The 21,362-nt window shown below is 62.3% G+C and carries 21 protein-coding genes; 15 read left to right on the forward strand and 6 right to left on the reverse strand.

The features are described 5' to 3' along the window. Positions 1 to 31 precede the first annotated feature (31 nt). The 9 genes from AC1DUB_RS00205 to maiA all read left to right on the forward strand — a co-directional run bounded on the left by AC1DUB_RS00205 (position 32) and on the right by maiA (position 7,550). Positions 32 to 1,309, forward strand: a complete 1,278-nt coding sequence (locus tag AC1DUB_RS00205; protein WP_477727783.1) for an aromatic ring-hydroxylating dioxygenase subunit alpha — start codon at positions 32 to 34, stop codon at positions 1,307 to 1,309. 55 nt (positions 1,310 to 1,364) lie between these two features. Continuing rightward, entirely contained in the window at positions 1,365 to 1,853 is a 489-nt protein-coding gene (locus AC1DUB_RS00210; RefSeq protein ID WP_477727784.1) for an aromatic-ring-hydroxylating dioxygenase subunit beta, read from the forward strand. A gap of 3 nt (positions 1,854 to 1,856) precedes the next feature. Then, positions 1,857 to 2,177, forward strand: coding sequence for a non-heme iron oxygenase ferredoxin subunit (locus tag AC1DUB_RS00215; RefSeq protein ID WP_332778312.1), 321 nt, complete (start codon positions 1,857 to 1,859; stop codon positions 2,175 to 2,177). Between the two features lie 66 nt (positions 2,178 to 2,243). Beyond that, positions 2,244 to 3,428, forward strand: coding sequence for an ABC transporter substrate-binding protein (locus AC1DUB_RS00220; RefSeq protein ID WP_477727785.1), 1,185 nt, complete (start codon positions 2,244 to 2,246; stop codon positions 3,426 to 3,428). A 4-nt stretch (positions 3,429 to 3,432) separates the two neighbouring features. Beyond that, a complete protein-coding gene (locus AC1DUB_RS00225; protein ID WP_477727786.1) occupies positions 3,433 to 4,350 on the forward strand; it encodes a branched-chain amino acid ABC transporter permease in 918 nt (305 codons plus the stop codon). Between the two features lie 5 nt (positions 4,351 to 4,355). Further along, positions 4,356 to 5,411 carry a branched-chain amino acid ABC transporter permease gene (locus AC1DUB_RS00230; RefSeq protein ID WP_477727787.1) on the forward strand — a complete coding sequence of 352 codons (1,056 nt, stop codon included), beginning with the start codon at positions 4,356 to 4,358 and terminating at the stop codon, positions 5,409 to 5,411. Further along, positions 5,411 to 6,166, forward strand: a complete 756-nt coding sequence (locus tag AC1DUB_RS00235) for an ABC transporter ATP-binding protein (RefSeq protein ID WP_477727788.1) — start codon at positions 5,411 to 5,413, stop codon at positions 6,164 to 6,166. Before AC1DUB_RS00230 ends, AC1DUB_RS00235 begins: the two co-directional genes overlap by 1 nt. Positions 6,167 to 6,185: 19 nt before the next feature. Then, positions 6,186 to 6,899: an ABC transporter ATP-binding protein gene (locus AC1DUB_RS00240; RefSeq protein WP_477727789.1), complete on the forward strand. Its 714-nt coding sequence runs from the start codon at positions 6,186 to 6,188 to the stop codon at positions 6,897 to 6,899. After that, on the forward strand, positions 6,900 to 7,550 hold the full coding sequence (maiA, locus tag AC1DUB_RS00245; RefSeq protein ID WP_477727790.1) for a maleylacetoacetate isomerase: 651 nt from the start codon (positions 6,900 to 6,902) through the stop codon (positions 7,548 to 7,550). 18 nt (positions 7,551 to 7,568) lie between these two features. Here maiA and AC1DUB_RS00250 read toward each other — a convergent pair whose 3' ends face one another. Continuing rightward, positions 7,569 to 8,177 carry a TetR/AcrR family transcriptional regulator gene (locus tag AC1DUB_RS00250; RefSeq protein WP_477727791.1) on the reverse strand — a complete coding sequence of 203 codons (609 nt, stop codon included), beginning with the start codon at positions 8,175 to 8,177 and terminating at the stop codon, positions 7,569 to 7,571. A 226-nt stretch (positions 8,178 to 8,403) separates the two neighbouring features. On the opposite strand from AC1DUB_RS00250, the gene AC1DUB_RS00255 reads away from it, so the two are divergent. From AC1DUB_RS00255 to AC1DUB_RS00265, 3 genes are read left to right on the forward strand one after another with little or no spacing between them, the layout of a single operon-like run. Beyond that, positions 8,404 to 9,483: a Rieske 2Fe-2S domain-containing protein gene (locus AC1DUB_RS00255; protein WP_477727792.1), complete on the forward strand. Its 1,080-nt coding sequence runs from the start codon at positions 8,404 to 8,406 to the stop codon at positions 9,481 to 9,483. A 36-nt stretch (positions 9,484 to 9,519) separates the two neighbouring features. Further along, complete coding sequence (locus tag AC1DUB_RS00260; protein WP_477727793.1) at positions 9,520 to 10,695, forward strand: ABC transporter substrate-binding protein; 1,176 nt, start codon at positions 9,520 to 9,522, stop codon at positions 10,693 to 10,695. 10 nt (positions 10,696 to 10,705) lie between these two features. Continuing rightward, entirely contained in the window at positions 10,706 to 11,665 is a 960-nt protein-coding gene (locus tag AC1DUB_RS00265) for a PDR/VanB family oxidoreductase (RefSeq protein ID WP_477727794.1), read from the forward strand. Here the strand turns inward: AC1DUB_RS00265 and AC1DUB_RS00270 are convergent. Both AC1DUB_RS00270 and AC1DUB_RS00275 read right to left on the reverse strand, forming a co-directional pair. Next, positions 11,613 to 11,984 (reverse strand): hypothetical protein, encoded by a 372-nt coding sequence (locus AC1DUB_RS00270; RefSeq protein WP_477727795.1) that lies wholly within the window; start codon positions 11,982 to 11,984, stop codon positions 11,613 to 11,615. The two genes, AC1DUB_RS00265 and AC1DUB_RS00270, sit on opposite strands and share 53 nt — an antisense overlap. 78 nt (positions 11,985 to 12,062) lie before the next feature. Beyond that, entirely contained in the window at positions 12,063 to 12,566 is a 504-nt protein-coding gene (locus tag AC1DUB_RS00275) for a helix-turn-helix domain-containing protein (protein WP_477727796.1), read from the reverse strand. A 12-nt stretch (positions 12,567 to 12,578) separates the two neighbouring features. On the opposite strand from AC1DUB_RS00275, the gene AC1DUB_RS00280 reads away from it, so the two are divergent. Then, entirely contained in the window at positions 12,579 to 13,433 is an 855-nt protein-coding gene (locus AC1DUB_RS00280; protein WP_477727797.1) for an XRE family transcriptional regulator, read from the forward strand. 146 nt (positions 13,434 to 13,579) lie between these two features. Beyond that, entirely contained in the window at positions 13,580 to 15,040 is a 1,461-nt protein-coding gene (locus AC1DUB_RS00285; RefSeq protein WP_477727798.1) for a sensor histidine kinase, read from the forward strand. On the opposite strand, the gene AC1DUB_RS00290 is transcribed toward AC1DUB_RS00285, so the two are convergent. From AC1DUB_RS00290 to AC1DUB_RS00300, 3 genes are all read right to left on the reverse strand, one after another. Next, positions 14,988 to 15,572: a LuxR C-terminal-related transcriptional regulator gene (locus AC1DUB_RS00290; protein WP_477719822.1), complete on the reverse strand. Its 585-nt coding sequence runs from the start codon at positions 15,570 to 15,572 to the stop codon at positions 14,988 to 14,990. The genes AC1DUB_RS00285 and AC1DUB_RS00290 overlap by 53 nt on opposite strands. Positions 15,573 to 15,813: 241 nt before the next feature. Continuing rightward, on the reverse strand, positions 15,814 to 17,163 hold the full coding sequence (locus tag AC1DUB_RS00295; RefSeq protein WP_477728076.1) for a tryptophan--tRNA ligase: 1,350 nt from the start codon (positions 17,161 to 17,163) through the stop codon (positions 15,814 to 15,816). Then, the gene (locus AC1DUB_RS00300; RefSeq protein ID WP_477727799.1) at positions 17,163 to 17,831 is read right to left on the reverse strand and encodes a site-2 protease family protein; all 669 of its coding nucleotides are present in this window, start codon (positions 17,829 to 17,831) and stop codon (positions 17,163 to 17,165) included. Before AC1DUB_RS00300 ends, AC1DUB_RS00295 begins: the two co-directional genes overlap by 1 nt. Positions 17,832 to 18,512: 681 nt before the next feature. Between AC1DUB_RS00300 and AC1DUB_RS00305 the strand changes: the two genes are divergently transcribed. After that, positions 18,513 to 21,341, forward strand: coding sequence for an AMP-binding protein (locus AC1DUB_RS00305; RefSeq protein ID WP_477727800.1), 2,829 nt, complete (start codon positions 18,513 to 18,515; stop codon positions 21,339 to 21,341). Positions 21,342 to 21,362 lie beyond the last annotated feature (21 nt).

The following is a 21,362-nucleotide window of genomic DNA, read 5'->3' on the forward strand; positions in this document are numbered from 1 at the left end:
AAAACGGAAAACGGAAACCAAGGAGACAGCGATGACTGCATCGACCACCGCACCCACCGGAACCTTTCCCATCAAGATCCATTGGGAATCCGAAGGCACCAGCCGGATTCCCTTCATGGCTTACACCGACCCGGACCAGCACAAGAAAGAGCTCGAACGCTTCTTCTACACCAAACACTGGAACTACGTCGGCCTTGATGCCGAGATCCCCAACGCCGGCGACTTCAAGCGCACGGTGGTCGGAGAACGTTCGGTGATCATGGTGCGCGATGCCGACGGTGGCGTCAGTGTGGTCGAGAACGTTTGCGCCCACCGCGGCATGCAGTTTTGCCGCGAACGCCATGGCAACAAAAAAGAGTTTGTCTGCCCGTACCACCAGTGGAGCTACACGCTGAAGGGCGATCTGCAAGGTGTGCCATTTCGCCGCGGCGTCAAGCAGGACGGCAAGGTCAACGGCGGCATGCCGGCGGACTTCAAGACCACCGACCACGGCCTCAACAAGCTCAAGGTCGCGACGCGTGGCGGCGTGGTGTTTGCCAGTTTCGACCACGACATCGAATCGCTCGAAGACTTTCTCGGACCGGTCATCCTCGGCTATTTCGACCGCCTCTTCGACGGCCGCGAGCTGAAGATCCTGGGCTACAACCGCCAGCGCATTCCGGGCAACTGGAAGCTGATGCAGGAGAACATCAAGGACCCATACCACCCCGGCCTGCTGCACACCTGGTTTGTCACCTTTGGTCTCTGGCGCGCTGACAACAAGTCCGAACTGAAGATGGATGCACGCCACCGCCATGCGGCCATGATTTCCACGCGTGGACAGTCGGGCAAGGCCGATCAGGTCACCCAGGTGTCCAGCTTCAAGGAGAGCATGGAGCTCAACGACCCGCGCTTTCTCGACATCGTGCCCGAGCCCTGGTGGGGCGGCCCGACCGCGGTGATGATGACGCTTTTCCCCAGCGTCATCCTGCAGCAGCAGGTCAACAGCGTGTCGACGCGCCACATCCAGCCCGACGGCCACGGCTCCTTCGACTTCGTGTGGACGCATTTCGGCTTCGCGGACGACACGGAAGAGATGACGCAGCGCCGGCTGCGCCAGGCCAACCTGTTCGGCCCGGCCGGCTTCGTGTCGGCCGACGACGGCGAGGTGATCGAGTTCTCGCAGCAAGGCTTCGAGCAGAAGCCGTTCCATCGCACCCTGGCCGAACTGGGCGGGCGCACGGTTGAGGACACCGACCACATGGTCACCGAAACACTGATACGCGGCATGTACCAATACTGGCGCGAAGTGATGGAGGCCGACGCATGAGCCGTCGGACCGCTCCCAAGGCGAATACCGCAACGCATGGCGTGGAGGTTACCCAATGAGTACCGCTGTCAACATCAATTTCGAAGACTACCTGCAGATCGCGCAGTTGTATGCCGATTACGCCCGGGCGGTCGATTCGGGCGACTGGGATTTGTGGCCCGAGTTCTTCACCGAAAACTGCACCTACAAGCTGATCCCGCGTGAAAACCATGAACGCGGTTTTCCGCTGGCCACCCTGTTTTTTGAAAGCAAGGGCATGCTCAAAGACCGCGTCTATGGCATCCGCGAAACGCTGTTCCATGACCCCTACTACCAGCGTCACGTCGTCGGCGCGCCGCTGATCCACAAGGCCGAAAAGAACCGCTTTGAGGCCGAGGCCAACTACGCCGTTTTCCGCACCAAGCTGTCGCAGGAGTCGACGGTCTTCAATGTAGGCCGTTACATCGACGTGATCGAGCGCACGCCCGAAGGCCTGAAGTTCTCGTCGCGCTACTGTGTGTACGACAGCGAAATGATTCCGAATTCCATCATTTACCCGATTTAAACCATGAGCAATTCCAACTGGATTGACGCCACCGAAGAAGACGGCGTGCCCGAAGACGATGTGATCGGCCTGCAGGTCGGTGGCCGCGACATTGCCCTCTACAAGGTCGAAGGCAGTATTTTTGCCACCGACAACATCTGTACCCACGGCCATGCGCGGCTGTGCGACGGCTTTCTGGATGGTTATGAAATTGAATGCCCACTGCACCAGGGCAAGTTCGACGTGCGCAATGGCCGTGGCACCTGCGCGCCGGTCACGGAGGATATTCGCAGCTACCCCGTGCGCATCGAAGGCGGGCGCGTATTTTTGCAGATGTCTGACTGACCCCGCAACCGTCCCATTCTTCGCATCCTTCCCTCACCCTATCCACACAACATGAGACAAGAGAACATGACTACGACACCCGCGACCTCCTTCCGCCGCACCGCGCTCGCCGCCCTGACTGGTGTGGCGCTTGCAGGCGCCAGCCAGCTCGCCACAGCCGCCACCATCGGCATCATGGCGCCGTTGTCAGGCCCGCAGGCCATCGTGGGCCAGGACCAGGTCGACGGGTTCATGCTGGCGGTCGGGCAACTGGGCGGCAAGCTCGGCGGTCAACCCGCCACCATACTGAAGGAAGACGACCAGCTCAAACCGGAAATCGGCAGCCAGATCGTGCGCAAGTTCATCGACAAGGACAAGGTCGATGCCATCGTGGGCCTGAGTTTTTCCAACGTGCTGATGGCCAGCCTGCCGCGCATCGCCGAGTCGGGCACCGTGGCCATCGCCACCAATGCCGGCCCATCGCCGCTGGCCGGTGCGGGTTGCAAGGCCAATGTGTTTTCCGCTGCGTGGCAGAACGACGGCGCCGCCGAAGCCATGGGCAAGTTTGCCCAGGACAAGGGCCTGAAAAAGGTCTACCTGATGGCGCCCAACTACCAGGCCGGCAAGGACATGATGACCGGCTTCAAGCGCTACTTCAAGGGCCAGATCGTGGACGAGGTTTACACGCAGGTGAACCAGCCCGACTACTCGGCCGAGCTTGCGCAACTGCAATCAGCCAAGCCCGACGCGGTGTTTGTGTTCTACCCTGGCGGCATGGGCGTCAACTTCATCAAGCAGATGAGCCAGGCCGGCCTGATGGCCAAGGTGCCCCTGTATTCCGTCTTCACCGTTGACGGCACGACTTTGCCGGGCCTGCAGGATGCCGCGGTGGGCAGCGTCAGCGGTGCGATGTGGGACGCGGCGCTTGACACGCCGGAGAGCAAGAAATTCGTTGCCGACTTCGAGCGCAAGTACAAGCGTACGCCCAGCGAATACGCGGCAACGGCCTACGACGCGGCCAATATTCTGAACATCGCGCTCGGCAAGGCCACGCCCGGCGACGCCAAGGCGCTTGCCGTCGCAGTGAAAGCGGCTGGCAGCGAATTCAAGTCGGTGCGCGGCCCGTTCGCGTTCAACAACAACAATCTGCCGGTGCAGAACTACTATGCGTTCGAAACCGTCAAGAGCGGCAGCAGCATCGCCGGAAAACTCGTCGCAACGCCGTTGACCAAGCAGACCGATGCCTACCACGCGCAATGCGCGCTGAAGTGACGCCATGAACAGCACGATTGCTTTCGCGCAGCTGCTCAACGGCCTGCAGTACGGCGTCCTGCTGTTCCTGCTGGCGGCGGGCCTGACGCTGGTCTTCGGCATCATGAGCTTTGTCAACCTGGCGCACGGCTCGCTCTACATGATGGGCGCGTACTTCGCGGCCACGGCCTTCCAGTACACCGGCTCCTTCGGGCTGGCCGTGCTGGCGGCGATGCTGGGGTCGCTGCTGCTGGGCCTGGCGCTGGAGTTCGTCGCAGTCGCGCGCCTGTACCGCCGCGACCACCTCGACCATGTACTGGCCACCTTCGGCCTGGTGCTGTTCTTCAACGAACTGGTGCGCATCATCTGGGGAGCGCAGCCGGTATTTTTGCAGGTTCCGGAATTCCTCGGCGGCGCGATCGACATCGGCGGCTTCAGCTACCCGGCCTACCGGTTCGCCATCATCGTCGTCGGGCTGGCGGTGGCAATCGGTTCCTGGCTGCTGATCAACAAGACCCGCGTGGGCATGCTGATCCGCGCCGGCGCCGTCAACCCTGCGATGGTGGCGGCCCTGGGCGTCAACATTCGCCTGCTCAACGCCATGCTGTTTGCGGTCGGCGCCATGCTCGCGGGCCTGGCGGGCGCGATGGCGGGACCCATCCTGTCGGTGCAGTCCGGCATGGGCGAGTCGGTGCTGATCACCACGCTGGTCGTCATCGTGATCGGCGGCATCGGCTCGGTCACCGGTGCGTTTTATGCGGCGCTCATCGTCGGCATCGTCGACACCATGGGCCGCGTGTTTCTGCCCTTCATGCTGCGGCAGGTCACCGAGCGGTCGTTCGCCGACGCGGCCGGCCCGGCGCTGGCCTCCATGCTGGTGTACCTGCTGATGGCGGTGGTGCTGGCGTGGCGGCCGCAAGGCCTCTTTCCAGCCAACAGGTGAAACCCATGACTCCACTTCTTTCACGTCCCAGCACCTGGGTTCCCCTGCTGGTGCTGCTATTGCTGGCGACAGTGCCCTTCGTCGCGCAGGCCACCGGCCAGCAGTTTTATGTGGCCTTCTTCGCGCGCATCATCATCTACGCGATTGCTGCCTGCGCGCTGAACATCGCGCTGGGTTACGGCGGGCTGGTGAGCTTCGGGCATTCGCTGTTCCTCGGACTGGGCGGCTATGCCGTCGGCCTTGCCTCCTTCCATGAGATCGGCAACGGCTGGGTGCACCTTGCGCTGTGCCTCGGCGGGTGCGGCCTGGTCGCGCTGGTCACCGGCGCCATCAGCCTGCGCACCACCGGCATCGCCTTCATCATGATCACGCTGGCCTTCGCGCAGATGGGCTATTTTCTCTTCGTCAGCCTGAAGAACTACGGCGGCGATGACGGCATGTCCATCGCGCAGACCAGCCGCTTCGGCCCCGTCGACCTGTCGTCCGCGACCAGTGTGTACGTCGTGGCCTTCGTCGTGCTGGTGCTGTCGATCTGGTGGCTCGCCAGGCTGCGCACCGCGCCCTTCGGCATGGTGATCCGTGGCGCCAGGCAGAACGCGCGCCGGGTCAATGCCGCCGGCATCCCGGTGGTGCGTTACCAGTTGCTGGCCTATGTGATGTCGGGCATGTTGTGCGGCGTGGCCGGTCTGCTGCTGGCCAACCTCAATGCCTTCGCCTCGCCCAGCACCCTGGCCTGGTCGGTCTCCGGCGAGCTGATCGTCATCGTCGTCATCGGCGGTCTTGGCACGGTGTTTGGCCCCTTGATGGGCGCGCTGGTCTTCCTGGGCCTCGAAGAGATCCTGAAAGGCTTCACCGATCACTGGATGGTCATCTTCGGCCCGCTCATTGTCATCGTCGCCCTCCTGGGCAAGCGCGGCATCATCGGCCTGCTGCAGCGCTTGGATTCCCGTGGAAAGCTGCCCGCAAAAGTCACCACCACCACGACCACCACCCCTACCACCACCGCAGCGGCCGTTGCGGCGACTGGTGTGGCGACTGGTGTGGCGAAGGGAGCCCTGTGATGGCCAGCGTACTTCGCACCGACTCCCTCACCAAGCGCTACGGCGCGCTGCTGGTCACCGACGCCGTGTCGCTCGACATCGGCGAGGGCGAGCTCCACGCCATCATCGGCCCCAACGGCGCCGGCAAGACGACGCTGATCAACCAGCTGTCGGGCGAGCTCGCACCGAACAGCGGCAGCGTCTGGTTCAATGGCGCCGATGTGTCCGCGCTGCCGATCCACGAACGCGCGGTACGCGGCCTGCTGCGGTCTTATCAGATCACCTCGATTTTTGAAGACTTCACCGTGCTCGAGAATGCAACGTTTGCGGCGCTCGGCTCGCGCCAGCACGCCTTCAAATTCTGGGCGCCGATGCTGGCGGGCAAGGAAGCGCGCAGGTTCGCCGAAGAAGCGCTGGAAGCGAGCGGCCTCACGCACCGGCTCCATGTGATGGCCGGCGACCTGGGGTACGGCGAGCGACGCCAGCTGGAGCTCGCGATGAGCCTGGCCGCGGGGCCGAAGTTCCTGCTGCTCGACGAGCCCATGGCCGGCATGAGCGTGCAGGAGTCCGCCGCCGTCGTCGCCCTGCTGCAGCGCCTGAAACGCCAGTACACCATCTTGCTGGTCGAGCACGACATGGACGCGGTGTTTGCGCTGGCCGACCGCATCAGCGTGCTGGTCTACGGCAAGATTCTGTTCACCGGAACGCCCGATGAAATCCGCAACCACCCGGAAGTGCGGGCGGTGTACCTCGGCGAAGAAGAGGCCGAAGCATGACGCGCGCGAGGACCCCATCATGAACCCGTTCTTATCCGTCAAAGGCCTGCAGGCTTCCTATGGCCATGCGCAGGCGCTGTTCGATATCTCCTTTGAAGTCGGCGCCGGCGAAGTCGTCACGCTGCTCGGCCGCAACGGCATGGGCCGCTCCACCACCGTCAAGTGCCTGTTCGGCATGCTGCCGGTGGCGGCCGGCAGTGTGCACGTGGCCGGCCACCGCGTCGACCACTTGCCCTCGCACCGCATCGCGCGCCAGGGCCTGGCGCTGGTGCCCGAGGGCCGGCAGGTTTTTCCCAACCTGACGGTGGAAGAAAACCTGGTCGCCACCGCCCGCGACGACAAGAAGGGCCGGGGCAAGACCTGGGACCTGGGCCGCGTCTACGCCTTTTTCCCGCGGCTCAAAGAGCGTCGCGGCAACCTGGGATCGCAGCTGTCGGGGGGGGAGCAGCAGATGCTGGCCATCGGCCGCGCGCTGATGACGAATCCGCGCTTGCTGGTGCTCGATGAGGCCACCGAGGGCCTGGCGCCGGTCATCCGCAACGAGATCTGGCGCGCGCTGGCCGAGCTCAAGCAGGACGGGCTGTCGCAGATCGTCATCGACAAGAACGTGAAGGCGCTGATGGGTCTGGCTGACCGGCACTTTGTGATTGAAAAGGGATGTGTCGTCTGGCAGGGAACCTCGGACGACCTGCGCGGCCAGCCTGAAATCGTGCACCAGTATCTCGGAGTCTGAATGGGCCGCATCCTTCACACCTACTTTCGCAGCTCGGCAGCGTACCGCGTGCGCATCGCGATGAACCTCAAGCGCCTTCAGGCCGAGCATGTGTTCATTCACCTCAACCGAAATGGCGGCGAACAGTTTGGCGAAGCGTTTCGCGCCATCAACCCGCAGGCCTTGGTGCCGGTGTTGAGCGAGGAGGGCGTGCAGATCAGTCAGTCACTGGCGATCATGGAGTACCTCGACGAGGTTTATCCGCAGGTGCCGCTGCTGCCGCCGTCGCCGGCTGACCGGGCTTTTGTGCGCCAGTTGTCGCTGGGCATCGCCTGCGACATTCACCCGATCAACAACCTGCGGGTGCTGAAGTATCTGACCGGCTCCATGGAGATTTCGGAAGAAAAGAAAAGCGAATGGATCGCGCACTGGATCACTTTGGGCCTGGAGGCGATCGAAGCGCAAATTCAGCAGCACGGCCGCATCGGCGCCTTCTGTTTTGGCGACACGCCGACAATGGCCGACTGCTGCCTGGTGCCGCAGGTTTTCAGTGCCCAGCGTTTCAATGTTGATTTGTCGGGCTGCCCGAGATTGACGGCGATATTCAACACCTGCCAGGCACTGCCTGCTTTCGCTGCGGCGGCTCCTTCGCGCCAGCCCGACGCCGAATGAAGTGCAGCGGCGAGTCCGCTACTTCAGCTGCGCCAACTGCTGGTTCGCCATCGTGATCCATTCCTTGAGGTAGATCTGGTAATGCGCGTCGTCATGTCGCCAGAGACGGTTTAAGCCCATGCCCCGGACGAGGTTCAGGCTCAGGTTCAGCAGCACGCGGGCCCGCTTGGTGGGTACGCCGGCTTTTTTGAACACACCCATCCAGATGTCGTCGCAGGTGACGCGGTAACGCTCCATCACCGGCAGGATCCTGGCCATCAGGTCCGGGTCGGTGCGTGCGACGACGATGCTTTCGAGTGCTGCCAGGAAGGGCCAGTCAAAGTAGACGCTCAGGCAGTCGGTGATGAAGCCTTCAATGGGCTTGTCAGCCGCACCGGCGGTCTGCGCCATGCGCTGTCCCCGCACGATGGCTTCCTCATATACCATGGCCGTCGCCTCGACGACGAGCTCGGCCTTGTTGGCATAGTGGTGCATCAACGCACCGTTGGATACACCCGAGGCCTTGGCCACCTCCTTCATCGTCAGGCCGCTGTAGCCATCGCGCAAAAGCACTTCGATGGTGGCGGCCAGCAGCTTCTCCTTGGTGGTGCGGCTGCGGTCCTCCTGGGTGCGACGGACCGCTTTCACGGTCTTCACAGTCGCTGTTTTTTTCGCAGGCTCGAATGCCGGCGATGCGCGTTGGATCTGGGGACTGGCCATCCGGTAAACCTTTGGAGTGTTGATGGGTGCGAAGCCGTGATTATGGACCCCGTATGCGGGTCAACCCCTAGAAAATTCTCCCGATTAACTTACAAACCGTGCGCTCTGTATGTGAAAATTCTGGCTGAAATTATTCTTTAACAAGGAGCCTGGAATGGCCTTCATCAAAAATGCCTGGTACGTGGCCTGCTGGGGCAACGAAGTCAAGTCCGGTGAGATGTTTCACCGCAAACTGCTCAATGAAATGGTGGTCTTTTACCGCAAGGAAGACGGTACGGCCGTCGCGTTGCAAGACCGTTGCCCGCATCGTTTCATTCCGCTTCACCTGGGGAAAATCGTCGGGGATTCCATCGAATGTGCCTACCACGGCCTTACCTTCGATTGTTCGGGCAAGTGCGTGAAGAACCCGCACGGCGATGGCAAGGTGCCATCTGCAGCCAGGGTGCGCTCTTACCCGGTCGCCGAAAAGCACGGCATGCTGTGGATCTGGATGGGCAGTCAGGCCGCGGATCCCGTGACCATTCCAGACTACAGCGTGCTCGAGTCCGAAGCTGGCTTTGCCACCAGTCGTGGCTACCTCCACATTGAGGCCAACTACGAACTGATGGGCGAAAACCTGCTTGACCTGAGCCACATCACCTATCTGCATGACGGCTATCTCGGCAGCCCCGAACAGGTTGGCGCCGACCAGGTGCTCAAGGAAGAGGGCGGCAAGATCCATTGCGACCGCTGGATGCCCAACATTTCGGTACCTCCCATCTTCGACATGGTGTACCGCCGCGACGGCAAGCCGGTGGACATGTGGACCAACATGACCTGGATTCCGCCAAGCTGCTTTCTGTTGGACTCCGGCGTGCATGAAGTGGGCGGCAAGCGCGAGGATCATGGTTGGTATTACGGCGTGCACATCCTCACGCCCGAGTCGGAGAAAACGGTGCACTACCACTTCGCCGCCGCGATGCCGCCGGGCACCAGGATGACACCCGATGAAGCCGCGAAGTTTTCCGCCCTGCGCCGTCACGCATTTGAGGCCCAGGACAAACCCATCATCAATGCACAACAGGCGGCCATTGGCGACAACGACTTCTGGGAGATGAAGCCGGTGCTGTTGAGTGTGGATGCGGGCCCGGTGCGCATGCGCCGGGCCATCGAACGCATGGTCAAAGCAGACGCCGCCATCGAGACGCCAGTGGTGCCTATCAAGGTGGTTCGAGCCGCACACGCGAGCGTTTGAAACCACCATTTCACGAATTCATAAACGGAGACAGTGATGAAAAGACAAGTGATTCAATGCCTGGCCGGCGCCGGCCTCATGCTCTCGCTGGCCACCGGCTGGACGCAGGCGACACCAATAAAGATCGGCTTCATGGGGGAGCTGTCGGGCCCGACGGCTGGCGTAGGTCAGGACCAGCTCGACGGTTTCAATTTGCTGCTTGAACGCAACGGCGGCAAGCTGGGCGGCGTGCCGGTGCAGCTGGTCAAGGAAGACAGCCAGCTCAAGCCGGACGTGGCCAACCAGGCCGCGCGTCGCCTCATTGAAAAAGAAAACGTGCCCATCATCACCGGCGTGTCTTTCTCCAACATCATGATGGCCGTGCACAAGTACGTGACCGACAAGGAGGTCTTTCTGGTTGGATCGAATGCGGGTCCGTCGCAGATCGCTGGCAGCCAGTGCTCTCCTTACCAGTTCATCACCTCCTGGCAGGGTGACCAGGCGGCTGAGGCCGTGGGTCAGTACGCAAAAGACAAGGGCTATAAAAAAGTCTTTGTGCTGGCGCCCAACTACCAGGCCGGCAAGGACATCGTTGCGGGCTTCAAGCGCTATTACAAGGGGCCGCTGGCAGATGAGGTTTACACCTCGCTGACGCAGATGGACTTTTCGGCCGAGCTGTCGCAGGTCTCTGCTGCGAGGCCTGATGCGGTATTTGCGTTCTTCCCCGGTGGCTTGGGCGTGGCGTTTGCCAAGCAGTACGCCCAGGCCGGCATGTCGAAGAGCCTGCCTTTGCTGTCGACCTTCATCGCCGACGCGCTGTCGCTGCCGGCCATTGGCGATTCGGCCATCGGGATCGTGAGCGGCGGCTTTTGGGCGCCTGACTTCCAGAACGCCCAGAGCAAACAGTTCGTCGAGGAATTCGAGCGCAAGTACAAACGCATACCTTCGAACTACGCAGCGCAGAGCTATGACGCAGCCCAGCTACTGGACTCGGCCATCGGCAAGGTCAAAGGCAATGTCGCCGACAAGAAGGCTTTCATGGCCGCGCTGAAAGCGGCCGATTTCAAGTCACTGCGGGGCGACTTCAGGTTTGGCAACAACAACTTTCCCATACAGGGTATGCACATCATGGAAGTGGCCAGGGATGGCAGCGGCCGCCTGAACCTGAAGTCGGTTTCCACGCCGTTCAAGAGCTACCAGGATGCCTACGCGTCCCAATGTCCCCTGAAGTGATGTGCAAGTCATGAGTGCCAATGAGATTGCCGTAAAAGTCGCGAGGAAGGTCCGCGAGGCGCAGGACATCAATTCCTATGAATTGGTGTCCGTCAATGGGCAGGCGCTTCCCGCGTTTGAAGCGGGTGCGCATGTGGATGTGCATCTCCCCAATGGCCTTGTGCGGCAATACTCCCTGTGCGGAATGCCGCACCAGAAAGACCGCTATCGCATCGCGGTGCTCAGGGACCCGAAATCCCGTGGAGGGTCCGAGGCGGTCCATGACCTGGTGCACGAAGGCGATACCCTGTGCATCAGTGCGCCGCGTAATCTCTTCAGGCTGGCTGCAGAGGCGCAGGCCAGCGTTCTGCTGGCAGGCGGTATCGGCGTGACGCCTTTGCTGGCGATGGCATATCACCTGCACGCGCTGGGCAGCTCCTTTGCGCTGCACTATTTCGCGCGATCCAGGGACCGTGTGGCATTCCTTGCCGAACTCCAGAGCAGCGGCTTTGCCGGAAATGTGGTGTTGCACCTGGATGATGAGGCTGTCGCGGGCGCCAGGCCCTTACGTTCACTTCTCGAAACCCTGCAGCGCGATGCGCATATTTACACCTGCGGCCCCACCGGTTTCCTGAACCACGTTTTGGAAACGGCCTCCGCGCTGGATTGGCCGGGCAGCCAGGTGCACTATGAGACCTTTTCGCCGCCGCAGCCGACAGCTGGCGATTCCTTCGAGGTTCGCATTTCGAGCACCGGACAGTCTGTAGTGGTTGCTGCCGATGAGACTGTGGTCAGCGCGGTCGCTCGGCTTGGCATAGAGATACCGGTTTCGTGCGAGCAAGGTATTTGCGGAACCTGCCTGACACGCGTGGCAGAGGGCGTTCCGGATCACCATGATCAATACCTGACAAGCGAAGAACACGAGAGAAACGATCAATTCACTCCATGCTGCTCAAGGGCCCGATCGAAGGTACTGGTCCTGGATTTATAAAAAATGGATGCGTCGGTTTCGGTGGCCTCATTTCCGGGTTGTTCGTGGAGCGCTCATCGGGGGCCTCCTGGTTGACAGAGCGGCTCAAAAAACCGGGCAACGGTTCGCAGTCCGAAGTGACTCGATAGCTCAGGCGGGTCGCCTGGTCGCGGCTTTCCACGAAGCCGCCAGCCTCCAGCGCATCCATGGCGTGCTGGATGGTGCGCGGTGTGTGGGTCGGCTTCCAGTGATGCGTGAGCATGTCCAGCGTCCACCAGCCGCCGTCCTTGCGTAGCCGCAGCCACAATGCGCGCACGTCTTGAGTGATGGGGTCACCCATGCTTGACATCCGGTTCTGCCCTGGAGTGCCCGGTGCGGCTGGCGTCATTTGCGATGTTGTTTTGCAGAGCCTCTATCGCTATGACTGGGAATGGGGAATGCCCTCGTTGAGTGAGCCGAAGTTGCCGACAGTCAACTCGTGCGTGATGCGGGGTGCTTGCTTGCGTTGGCGCGGCATGGTCACCGTGATCTTGCGGGTCTGCTGAAAAGCAAGCGCACGATCAGCGGGATTCAGGTAGCGTGACGGCCACAGATCTTCCGGCTTCCTATTGAGCGCTTTCGCCACCAATTGCTCGGCCGCCAACCAGGGGCTGGTCAGTACGCGCTGTATATGGCTGTAGCCGTTCTCAATGGCTATTTTTCGAAGGCTGGTGCCGCGCTTGTGCAGGGCAGCAATGACATCGGCGGGGTGCATATCTTCTTGTATTGGCGTCGATTTATTTGTGCTCATATCCATTATTTTCAGCACAAACAAAGTGAAGTCAACAAGTTTTTGCTCAAAAATTTGTTTTTGTGCTGATATTTTTATGATTTTTTCCTGGAATTCGATCGGTTGTGTTTGCTTTTTTGTGTCTATGGACACAGAATAGTGTTCATGAGCACAAAAGAAGCAGCGCCGGTGCAGCCCGATGGCGCCGAGCCATATTCCTTCGAGCCAGCGCCGCCGGTCGGCGTTGAGGAGCCGATCGCCTGGTATCTCCATCACGCTGCTGCGGCAGCGGACAAGGCTGGCCTGAAAACAGTGCGGACCGAAGCCAGGACAGCCTTCATGCGCCAGTTTGGCCAGCGCTGCAGGATGGCGCGGGGGGCGAGGGAGATCAATGACGTGGCGGCCACTGTTGGCGTTCACCGCAACACCATCTGGAACATTGAGCGTGGCGACAGCCTGCCGGACGCGTTCGAGCTTGAAGTGCTCGCCAAGGAATACAACACCACGCCCGCGCATTTGCTGGGCGATGAGCGGCCAGGCAAGGCCCGGCTCACCGCCATGGTGCCTAACAGCGTGCATGCAGTGCAGGTGGACGAATTTATTTATGTGCCCTTGTTCGACCTCAAGTCTTCGGCCGGCAAGGACGCGTTCCATGACATCGAGTCGGTGGTTGCAATGCGTCCCTTTGATGCCCGCTTCATCAGGTATGACCTGGGCATTTCCCACAACGACATTGCCATGTCCATGGTGGTGGGTGTTTCCATGGAGCCGTGGCTGCACTCAAAAGACGCCGTCCTGACAGACCTGCAGGACCGCGATGCCCTCACCGAGGGCATTCATGTTGTCAGGCTCGACGGAGCCTTGCTCGTGAAAAAACTGCAGAGGCTGCCCGGGAAAATACTGCGTGTGAGCAGCTATAACCAGGCCTATGAGCCGTTTGACATTCAGGGCCATGAGGATCCCGACCGGGATTTTGCGGTGCTTGGCCGGGTGCGTTGGGCCGGGGTGACCTTTAACTGATGGCTGCGGATGGCGGCGGCACATTTCAACGCCGTCAGCTGCGTGCAACACCGTCTATTCGTCTGATGGCCGCTCGAGCAGTAAATGACGGCAATAAAAGACGGTAATAAAAGACCGCAGTAAAAGTGCGACGTAAACTCGCACCCATGAGCCCCACTGCAGTGAACGGCACCGACAGGAGCGTTCAAACCAAGAGCGTTTCGCAGATCCCGCGCGAGGCCTGGGTTGAAATGGAGTTGATCCATACCTTCATGCGGAATGCCCGGCCCGCCCTGCATGCGGCATTGGCCGTGGTGGTCGTTATCGTGATGATCCTGCACGGTCACGTGGAGCCCGTCGGCCTCTGGCTATGGGCCTTGGCGATTGTGGCTGTCACCCTGGTACGCTTTCGCGTCATCAGCATCTACCACAGCCGGTACAGGGGGGTCAGCGGTGCGCCGCTGCAGGCGTTCATGGCGCGCTACGGCTGGATATGGCCTTTGAGCGCCGTGATCTGGGGAAGCTCCATGTTTGTGTTCTTCCTGAAGGCGCCGGTCTACGACCAGTTTATTTGCATGACCGTTCTGATCGGCATGGCTGGTTTCGCCGTGGGAACTTTCTCCGCCTACCTGCGGTATTTTTCAGGCTATGTCAACGGGCTGGTGCTTGCGGTGCTGGCTGCGCTGGCCTACCACCTCGTCCTGGAGCGTGGCATTCCTTCCACTTTCAATACCTATGGCATGGTGGCGCTGACTCTGATTTACTGGGCCGTGATCCGTATTTCGGGTAAACGGTTCCATGAAGTGCAGCGGTCCAATCTCGTATTGCAATTTGACAATTCGAAACTGATCGCTTCCCTGACCGAAAAAAGCCGGGCGGCACTGGAGGCGGTAGACATTAAAAACCGGTTTATCGCCAGCGCTGCCCATGACTTGCGCCAGCCAGTCCACGCGCTGGGCCTGTATGCCGACTGGCTGGCTGCGGAGCCGCAATTCGTCTCGCAGATCGCGCCCAAAATCGTCCGCTCTACCAAGGCCGTCCAGGATTTGTTCAACTCCCTTTTTGATCTTGCCGGGCTGGATTCAGATCCGTCGAAGGTCAACCTGCAGGAGGTTGACCTGATGGGCCTTATCCAGGACCTGGAGGTGCAATATGCCCCCTTGGCCGTGGAGCGTGGCCTGCGGTTGAGGACCCGGACGGTGCCCGGCAAGGTCAGGTCTGACCCGGTGCTGCTCAAGCGGCTGGTGGGCAACCTGCTGTCCAATGCCTTGCGCAACACCCATCAGGGCGGCGTGCTGCTGGCTGTGCGGCAAAGACGCGGTGTGCGCTGCATTGAGATCTGGGACACCGGCGTGGGCATTGCCCAAACCCACCAGCAGGCGATTTTTCAGGAGTTTTACCGGATTCCCCGGCAGGGCACGGAAGATGGCTTCGGCCTGGGGCTGGCCATCGTCTCCCGCCTGAGCTACGTGCTCAACCACCCGGTGGGCATGTCATCCCGGGCCGGCCGGGGAAGTGTTTTCTGGGTGGAGTTGATGAGCCCTGGCGACGACGCCCGATGCATGAGCCCGGCGGCTACAGCAGGCCCTGGGTACGGGCAAGATGACTGGCCTGCGAGCGGCTCTTGACGTTGAGGCGCCGGAACAGGCGCCACAGATGCACTTTGACGGTGTGCTCGCTGATTTGAAGCTCTTCTGCGATATCACGGTTGCTCATGCCCTTGTCGAGCATGACCAGCAGTTGCTTCTGGCGCTTGGACAGCTTTTCGGTGGGAGCGGCGGATGCGGGCTCCAGTTCTTCGTTCAGGAAGATGCGCAAGACATTGGAGATTTCGGTGGCGCCTGCGGATTTTTGAATATAGGCGTCGGCACCGGCTTCGATCGAGAGGTCTTCATAGTCCTGGGCAGGCGCAGCCGAGAGCACCACCAGCGGAACATCCGGAAACTGCCGTTTGAGTTCGCGCACCCCGGACACGCCATTGGTGTCGGGCAGCTTCAGATCCAGGCAGATCAATTCCGGCACGCCATGCTGTTCTACGGCGGGCATGACAGCGGCCAGCCGGTCCAGCTCGGTCACTGTGGCCTTGCTGCTCAAACGGCGTATCAGCATGACAACGGCTTCCCGCATCAGGGGATGGTCGTCTATAACAAAAATGCTCATTAATTCAGGGGTGAAGTATCGATTCGGCAGCTGCTGAGCATAACTGGTGAAAGTCAAATTCGGGGCATGGAAAATCCCGAAGTTTCGGTATATTTTCTCGGGTCTGCTTCAAAAAAACAACAGTTCAAGGAGTCCCTGATTTCTCTCGGGTGATTGCGGTCATGCCCGATACCTGTCGTCTGGCGGGGCGGTGAGACGCCACGCCTCCCCTGGCAGTCCCGCCTCTCGGTGTAGCCGATTCTCAGTGCACGCCAGCCGCAAAAAACTGCAAAGCCGCCGCCACATCACCGGCTGAAATGCCGGGTGCTGCAGCGACCTTGTCCTGCAGCGCGGCCAGCGCGGCGGGACCTTCTTTTTGCAGGGTTGAGATGGTTTGCGCTGCATCGCGCGGCGAGTCAAAACCCTGGCTTTGCAGCAGCAGGCGGGCGTCGGCATCCAGCAGCTTGAAATAAAACCGGCCGTCTTTTTCGCGGTATTGCTTGAAGGCCGGCGCAGCGGCTTTGGCCGCCTTGTTTTTGGGCGCGGCCACCGCGCCTGAGCCCAGGCTGCGCAGCCCCACGGCCTGGCGCAGCTCGGCCATGAAGGGTTTTGCTACGGCGCGGGCTTTCTCGGCGCCGGCCAGAAGGACGGCTTCGAGGCGGCCGGCATCGTTGATCAGCGTCTGGTACTGCTCGCGCATGGGCGCCACTTCGCGGTCTATGCGCTCGAAGAGCATCTGTTTGGCATCGCCCCACGCAATGCCGTCGGCATAAGCCTGGCGCAGGGCGGCCGTCTCTTCCGCGCTGGCAAAAGCCTGGTAAATCTGGAACAGCGCGGAGCCTTCGACTTCCTTGGGCTCGCCCGGCGCGCGCGAGTCGGTCACGATGCCGCTGATGGCCTTGCGCAGCTGCTCGCGCGGCGTGAACAGGGGGATGGTGTTGTCGTAGCTCTTGCTCATCTTGCGCCCGTCCAGGCCGGGCAGCAGCGCCACGGATTCTTCAATCACCGCTTCCGGCAACACCAGGTGCTCGCCATAGAGATGGTTGAAGCGCTGGGCCATGTCGCGCGCCATTTCAATGTGCTGGATCTGGTCGCGCCCGACCGGCACCTTGTGCGTCTTGAACATCAGGATATCGGCGCCCATGAGCACCGGGTACATGAACAGGCCGGCCGTGACATCGGCATCCGGATCACTGCCGGCGGCCATGTTCTTGTCGACCGAGGCCTTGTAGGCATGGGCCCGGTTCAGCACGCCCTTGCCGGTGACGCAGGTCAGCAGCCACGTGAGTTCGGGAATTTCCGGGATGTCGGACTGGCGGTAAAACGTCACGCGCTCGGGGTCCAGTCCGGCGGCCAGCCAGCTGGCGGCAATTTCCAGCGTGGAGCGCTGGATGCGCGCGGGCTCATCGCATTTGATCAGCGCGTGGTAGTCGGCGAGAAAGTAAAAACTCTGTACATCCGGCAAACGGCTGGCGGCCACCGAGGGCCGGATCGAGCCCACGAAGTTGCCCAGGTGGGGCGTACCCGTGGTGGTGATGCCGGTCAGGAAGCGCAGCGGCGAGGCGCTGGGGGTGGAACGCACACTGGCGTCAGTTTGTGGGTTGGTCATCATCATCGCACCAGCATGGCCAGGGGCATCAACACGGTTTCCAGAAAGGTGTAGGTCAGCGCCATCAGCGGGCGCATCCAGAGATTGCTGATCACGCCGGCAATCACCAGCGCCATCACCACAAAAAAGCCCCAGGGCTCGATGCGCGAAACCAGCAGCGCCTGTTTGTAGGGCAGCAGACCGACCAGAATGCGGCCACCGTCCAGCGGCGGCAGCGGAAACAGGTTGAAGACAAACATCACCACATTGACCAGCACGCCCGCTTGGCACATCCTGATGAAAAACGGTTCGGTCATGTTGGCGCCGCGCAGCAGATACAGCAGGACGCCCCACAGCAGGGCCTGAAGGAGATTGGCGCCGGGGCCGGCCAGCGCCACCCAGACCATGTCGCGCTTGGGGTTGCGCAGTTTGCCGAACTCCACCGGCACCGGTTTGGCGTAGCCGAACAAAAATGCGCCCGATGTGGCCAGGTACAGCACCAGGGGCATCACGATGGTGCCCAGCGGGTCGATGTGCTTGAGGGGGTTGAGTGTGACGCGGCCCTGCGCCCAGGCGGTGTTGTCACCGAAGTGGCGGGCCACGTAGCCGTGCGCCGCTTCATGCACCGTGATGGCAAACAGCACGGGGAGCGCATAAATGGCGACGGTTTGAATGAGGTTGGCGATATCCATCCCCGGATTGTCTCAGACGCGCTGAGAACCTGTTTACGATCTAAACGAGGCCGCGTTGGGGTGCAATCGGGATGAGTGGGGCGCCCGGGCCCTTGCATGGGCTAATGCCCATGCAAGGGCCCGGGTGGCTCAATCGCCCGACCGCACAGCCGGCCGGCTGTGCGTCGTGCGGCTGCCCCATGGGGATGCAAACGCGACCGCGTTTGCGTCACCCCAACCCGAAGGGCAAGCGCCTTCTCGGGCGGTCTGCGGCGTTGCGGCGCTTGCCCATAGCCCAAGCTATGGGCGGCGCACCGCGCCTTGCATCCCATCCCGAAAGGTGCTTGCGCGGCCCCGTTTAGATCGTAAACAGGCTCTTAGGCCGTCCTGAACGGTGATCAAGGCAAACAGAGGTCAGATTTCTGCTAAACCCGCAACGTCTTCAGGGGTACCAGATGAGTTCCACGAAAGCCCTATTGCGGAGCCCGCAAGCCTACAATGTTATTCCCCCGGCCCAGATCCCGGTTCCGGGCGTGCGCTGAATCATTCGCGTGCCCGACCGGGGACATGCCCTGCTTCGAAGCCGTCATCCTGTTCTTTCTCGCCGGGACCGTCGAGATCGGCCAAGAATGGTCTCGCGGACGGAAAGAAGCTTGATGGCGCCTCAACACGAGGGCCCCATGCAGCAAGGGTAATCAGCCCATGAACGTAGACTCGCCTTCCCGCGCAGTGTCCGACGAGGCTGTGTTGCGGATCGTGCGGGAAGTCTTGACCGAACTCCACCCGGGCCGCAAGGACACGGACCCGGTGACGCTGGACAGTGCGCTGGAGGAAGACCTTGGCCTGGACAGCCTGGCGCGCGTGGAGTTGTTGATGCGCCTCGAACGCGCGTTCGGCGTGCGCCCGCCGGAGCATATGCTGAGCACGGCCGAAGCGCCACGAGACTTGCTGCGTGCGCTGCTTGCCGCACGGGGTTCACCCCAGGCGCCAGTGCAGCAGGCACGGCGGCTTGCGGTGCCCGAACGCGTCTCGCAAGTGCCGCACGCGGCGGCGACCCTGCAGGAGGTGCTCGACTGGCACGTGCGGACTCATCCGCAGCGCGAGCACATTGCGATCGACAACGGCGACAGCGACGCACCGACGCGCCTGAGCTACGCCGACTTGCAGCAGGGCGCCGCTGGCGTCGCTGCGGGGCTGCTGGATCGCGGCTTTCAGCCGGGTCAACCGGTGGCGCTCATGCTGCCGACCGGCCGCGAGTACTTCTTCAGCTTCGCCGGCATTCTGCTGGCCGGCGGCATTCCGGTACCAATCTACCCGCCAGCGCGGGCGGCGCAGATCGAGGAGCACCTGCAGCGTCACGTCGGCATCCTCGCCAATGCGCTGGCCACGGCGCTGATCACTGTGCCGCGGGCCAAGGTGCTGGCGACGCTGCTCAAGTCCCAGGTGCCGTCGCTGCGCATGGTCTGCACGGTGGAAGAACTGTCCGCGTCCACCGCCTCCCTGGAACGCGTCACCGCCCATGCCAACGATATCGCCCTGCTGCAGTACACCTCCGGCAGTACCAGCAGTCCCAAGGGGGTGGTCCTGACGCACGCCAACCTGCTGGCCAACCTGCGGGCCATGGGGCAGGCCCTGCAAGTCAGCTCCGAAGACGTCTTCGTCTCGTGGCTGCCGCTGTACCACGACATGGGGCTGATCGGGGCTTGGCTGGGCAGCCTGTACTACGCGTACCCGCTGGTGGTGATGTCGCCGCTGACGTTTCTCGCGCGACCGGAGCGCTGGCTGTGGGCCGTGCACCGGCACCGCGGCACGCTGTCCGGCGGGCCCAACTTCGGCTACGAGCTGTGCCTGCGCAAGCTCGACGAGGCCGCGCTGGAGGGGCTCGACCTGTCCAGCTGGCGCTTTGCGTTCAACGGCGCCGAGCCGGTCAGCGCGACGACCATGCAGGAGTTTCAGCAACGCTTCGCCCGCTACGGGCTACGGCCGCAAGCGCTGGCGCCGGTGTATGGACTGGCGGAGGCAACGCTGGGCCTGACCTTCCCGCCGCAGGGACGGGGTCTGCTGGTCGACCGCATCGATACGCAAGCGTTCTCGCACTCGGGCCGCGCACTGCCCGCGGCGAGCAGCACGTCTGACGTGCGGCTGGTCGTGGCGTGCGGACGGCCGCTGCCGGGCCATGAGGTCCGCCTGGTCGACGCGACGGGATGTGAGGTGGCGGAACGCCAGGAAGGGCGTCTGCTGTTCAAGGGTCCGTCGACCACCAGCGGCTACTTCCGCAACCCGAAAGAGACGCGCCGGCTGTTTGATGGCGAGTGGCTGGACTCGGGCGACTACGCCTACATGGCACAAGGCGACGTCTACATCACCGGGCGGGCCAAGGACGTGATCATTCGGGGCGGCCATCAGGTCTACCCGTACGACCTGGAGGAGGCCGTCGGCGCGATTCCCTCTGTCCGCAAGGGCTGTGTCGCCGTGTTCGGCAGCCCGGACCCCAGGACACGCAGCGAGCGGGTCGTTGTCATGGCGGAAACCCGTGGCCTGCCGCCCGAGGCGCTGGCGCAGCTGCGCCGCCAGATCAACAGCGCCGCGGTCGGCGTGCTCGGTGCGCCGCCGGACGACGTGGTCCTGGTGCCGCCGCACACGGTCTTGAAGACCTCCAGCGGCAAGATTCGTCGCGCGGCCAGCCGCGAGTTGTACGAGACCGGAGGCGCTTCGGCCACGCAGCCGGCGCCATGGCAACAGATCGCGCGCTTTGCCTGGCAGGCGATACTGCCGCAACTGCGGCGTGCCGGGCGCGTCGCAGCGGAGATAGCCTACGCTGGCTATGTCTGGCTGCTGTTCTGGCTGCTTGCGCCCATCACGTGGGCGCTGACCGCCGTGCTACCCAAGCCGTCCTGGAGCTGGGCCCTGAGTCACCATGCAGCCCGGCTGTTCCTGCGTTTGTCCGGGCTCTCGTTTGCGGCCGAGGGGCTGGCGAATCTGCCGCGCGAGGCAAGCTGTGTGGTGGTGGCGAACCATGCGAGCTACCTGGATGGCATAACCCTGGTCGCCGCACTGCCGCGCCATGTCCGCTTTATCGCCAAGCTCGAACTGCAGAAACAGTTCATCTCACGGGTCTACTTGCAAGGCCTCGGCGCCATGTTTGTAGACCGCGACGACGCGCAGCGCGGGGCGCAGGACGTCGCGCGGGTGACGCGCAGCGTTTGCGACGAAACCGCCATGTTGTTTTTCCCGGAAGGAACGTTCAGGCGTGTGCCGGGCTTGTTGCCGTTCCATGCGGGCGCGTTCTCTGCGGCAGCGCGGGCCGGCGTGCCCGTGGTGCCGGTGACGATCCGCGGCACGCGCTCCGTGCTGCGTGCCGGCCAGTGGTTCCCCCGCCGCGTACCGATCAGCGTGCTGGTCAGTGCCCCGATTCAACCCGATGGTGACGACTGGTCAGCGTCGATCCGGTTGCGCGACGCCGCGCGCGCGGAAATCCTGAAGCGCTGCGCCGAGCCGGATGCCGGCGATGAAAGCCGCCTGCCTTCGTAAAGCCGGAGGAATTGATGAACC

It is taken from the genome of Polaromonas sp. P4_F9, from assembly GCF_056401235.1.

Coding starts and splice junctions, on each gene's coding strand:
- AC1DUB_RS00305 (WP_477727800.1), top strand. CDS start 18,513: ATGAACGTAGACTCGCCTTCCCGCGCAGTGTCCGACGAGGCTGTGTTG.
- AC1DUB_RS00240 (WP_477727789.1), top strand. CDS start 6,186: ATGAACCCGTTCTTATCCGTCAAAGGCCTGCAGGCTTCCTATGGCCAT.
- AC1DUB_RS00295 (WP_477728076.1), bottom strand. CDS start 17,163: ATGATGACCAACCCACAAACTGACGCCAGTGTGCGTTCCACCCCCAGC.
- AC1DUB_RS00270 (WP_477727795.1), bottom strand. CDS start 11,984: ATGGGTGACCCCATCACTCAAGACGTGCGCGCATTGTGGCTGCGGCTA.
- AC1DUB_RS00220 (WP_477727785.1), top strand. CDS start 2,244: ATGACTACGACACCCGCGACCTCCTTCCGCCGCACCGCGCTCGCCGCC.
- AC1DUB_RS00255 (WP_477727792.1), top strand. CDS start 8,404: ATGGCCTTCATCAAAAATGCCTGGTACGTGGCCTGCTGGGGCAACGAA.
- AC1DUB_RS00265 (WP_477727794.1), top strand. CDS start 10,706: ATGAGTGCCAATGAGATTGCCGTAAAAGTCGCGAGGAAGGTCCGCGAG.
- AC1DUB_RS00260 (WP_477727793.1), top strand. CDS start 9,520: ATGAAAAGACAAGTGATTCAATGCCTGGCCGGCGCCGGCCTCATGCTC.
- AC1DUB_RS00235 (WP_477727788.1), top strand. CDS start 5,411: ATGGCCAGCGTACTTCGCACCGACTCCCTCACCAAGCGCTACGGCGCG.
- AC1DUB_RS00290 (WP_477719822.1), bottom strand. CDS start 15,572: ATGAGCATTTTTGTTATAGACGACCATCCCCTGATGCGGGAAGCCGTT.
- AC1DUB_RS00285 (WP_477727798.1), top strand. CDS start 13,580: ATGAGCCCCACTGCAGTGAACGGCACCGACAGGAGCGTTCAAACCAAG.
- AC1DUB_RS00280 (WP_477727797.1), top strand. CDS start 12,579: ATGAGCACAAAAGAAGCAGCGCCGGTGCAGCCCGATGGCGCCGAGCCA.
- AC1DUB_RS00205 (WP_477727783.1), top strand. CDS start 32: ATGACTGCATCGACCACCGCACCCACCGGAACCTTTCCCATCAAGATC.
- AC1DUB_RS00230 (WP_477727787.1), top strand. CDS start 4,356: ATGACTCCACTTCTTTCACGTCCCAGCACCTGGGTTCCCCTGCTGGTG.
- AC1DUB_RS00300 (WP_477727799.1), bottom strand. CDS start 17,831: ATGGATATCGCCAACCTCATTCAAACCGTCGCCATTTATGCGCTCCCC.
- AC1DUB_RS00210 (WP_477727784.1), top strand. CDS start 1,365: ATGAGTACCGCTGTCAACATCAATTTCGAAGACTACCTGCAGATCGCG.
- AC1DUB_RS00215 (WP_332778312.1), top strand. CDS start 1,857: ATGAGCAATTCCAACTGGATTGACGCCACCGAAGAAGACGGCGTGCCC.
- AC1DUB_RS00225 (WP_477727786.1), top strand. CDS start 3,433: ATGAACAGCACGATTGCTTTCGCGCAGCTGCTCAACGGCCTGCAGTAC.
- maiA (WP_477727790.1), top strand. CDS start 6,900: ATGGGCCGCATCCTTCACACCTACTTTCGCAGCTCGGCAGCGTACCGC.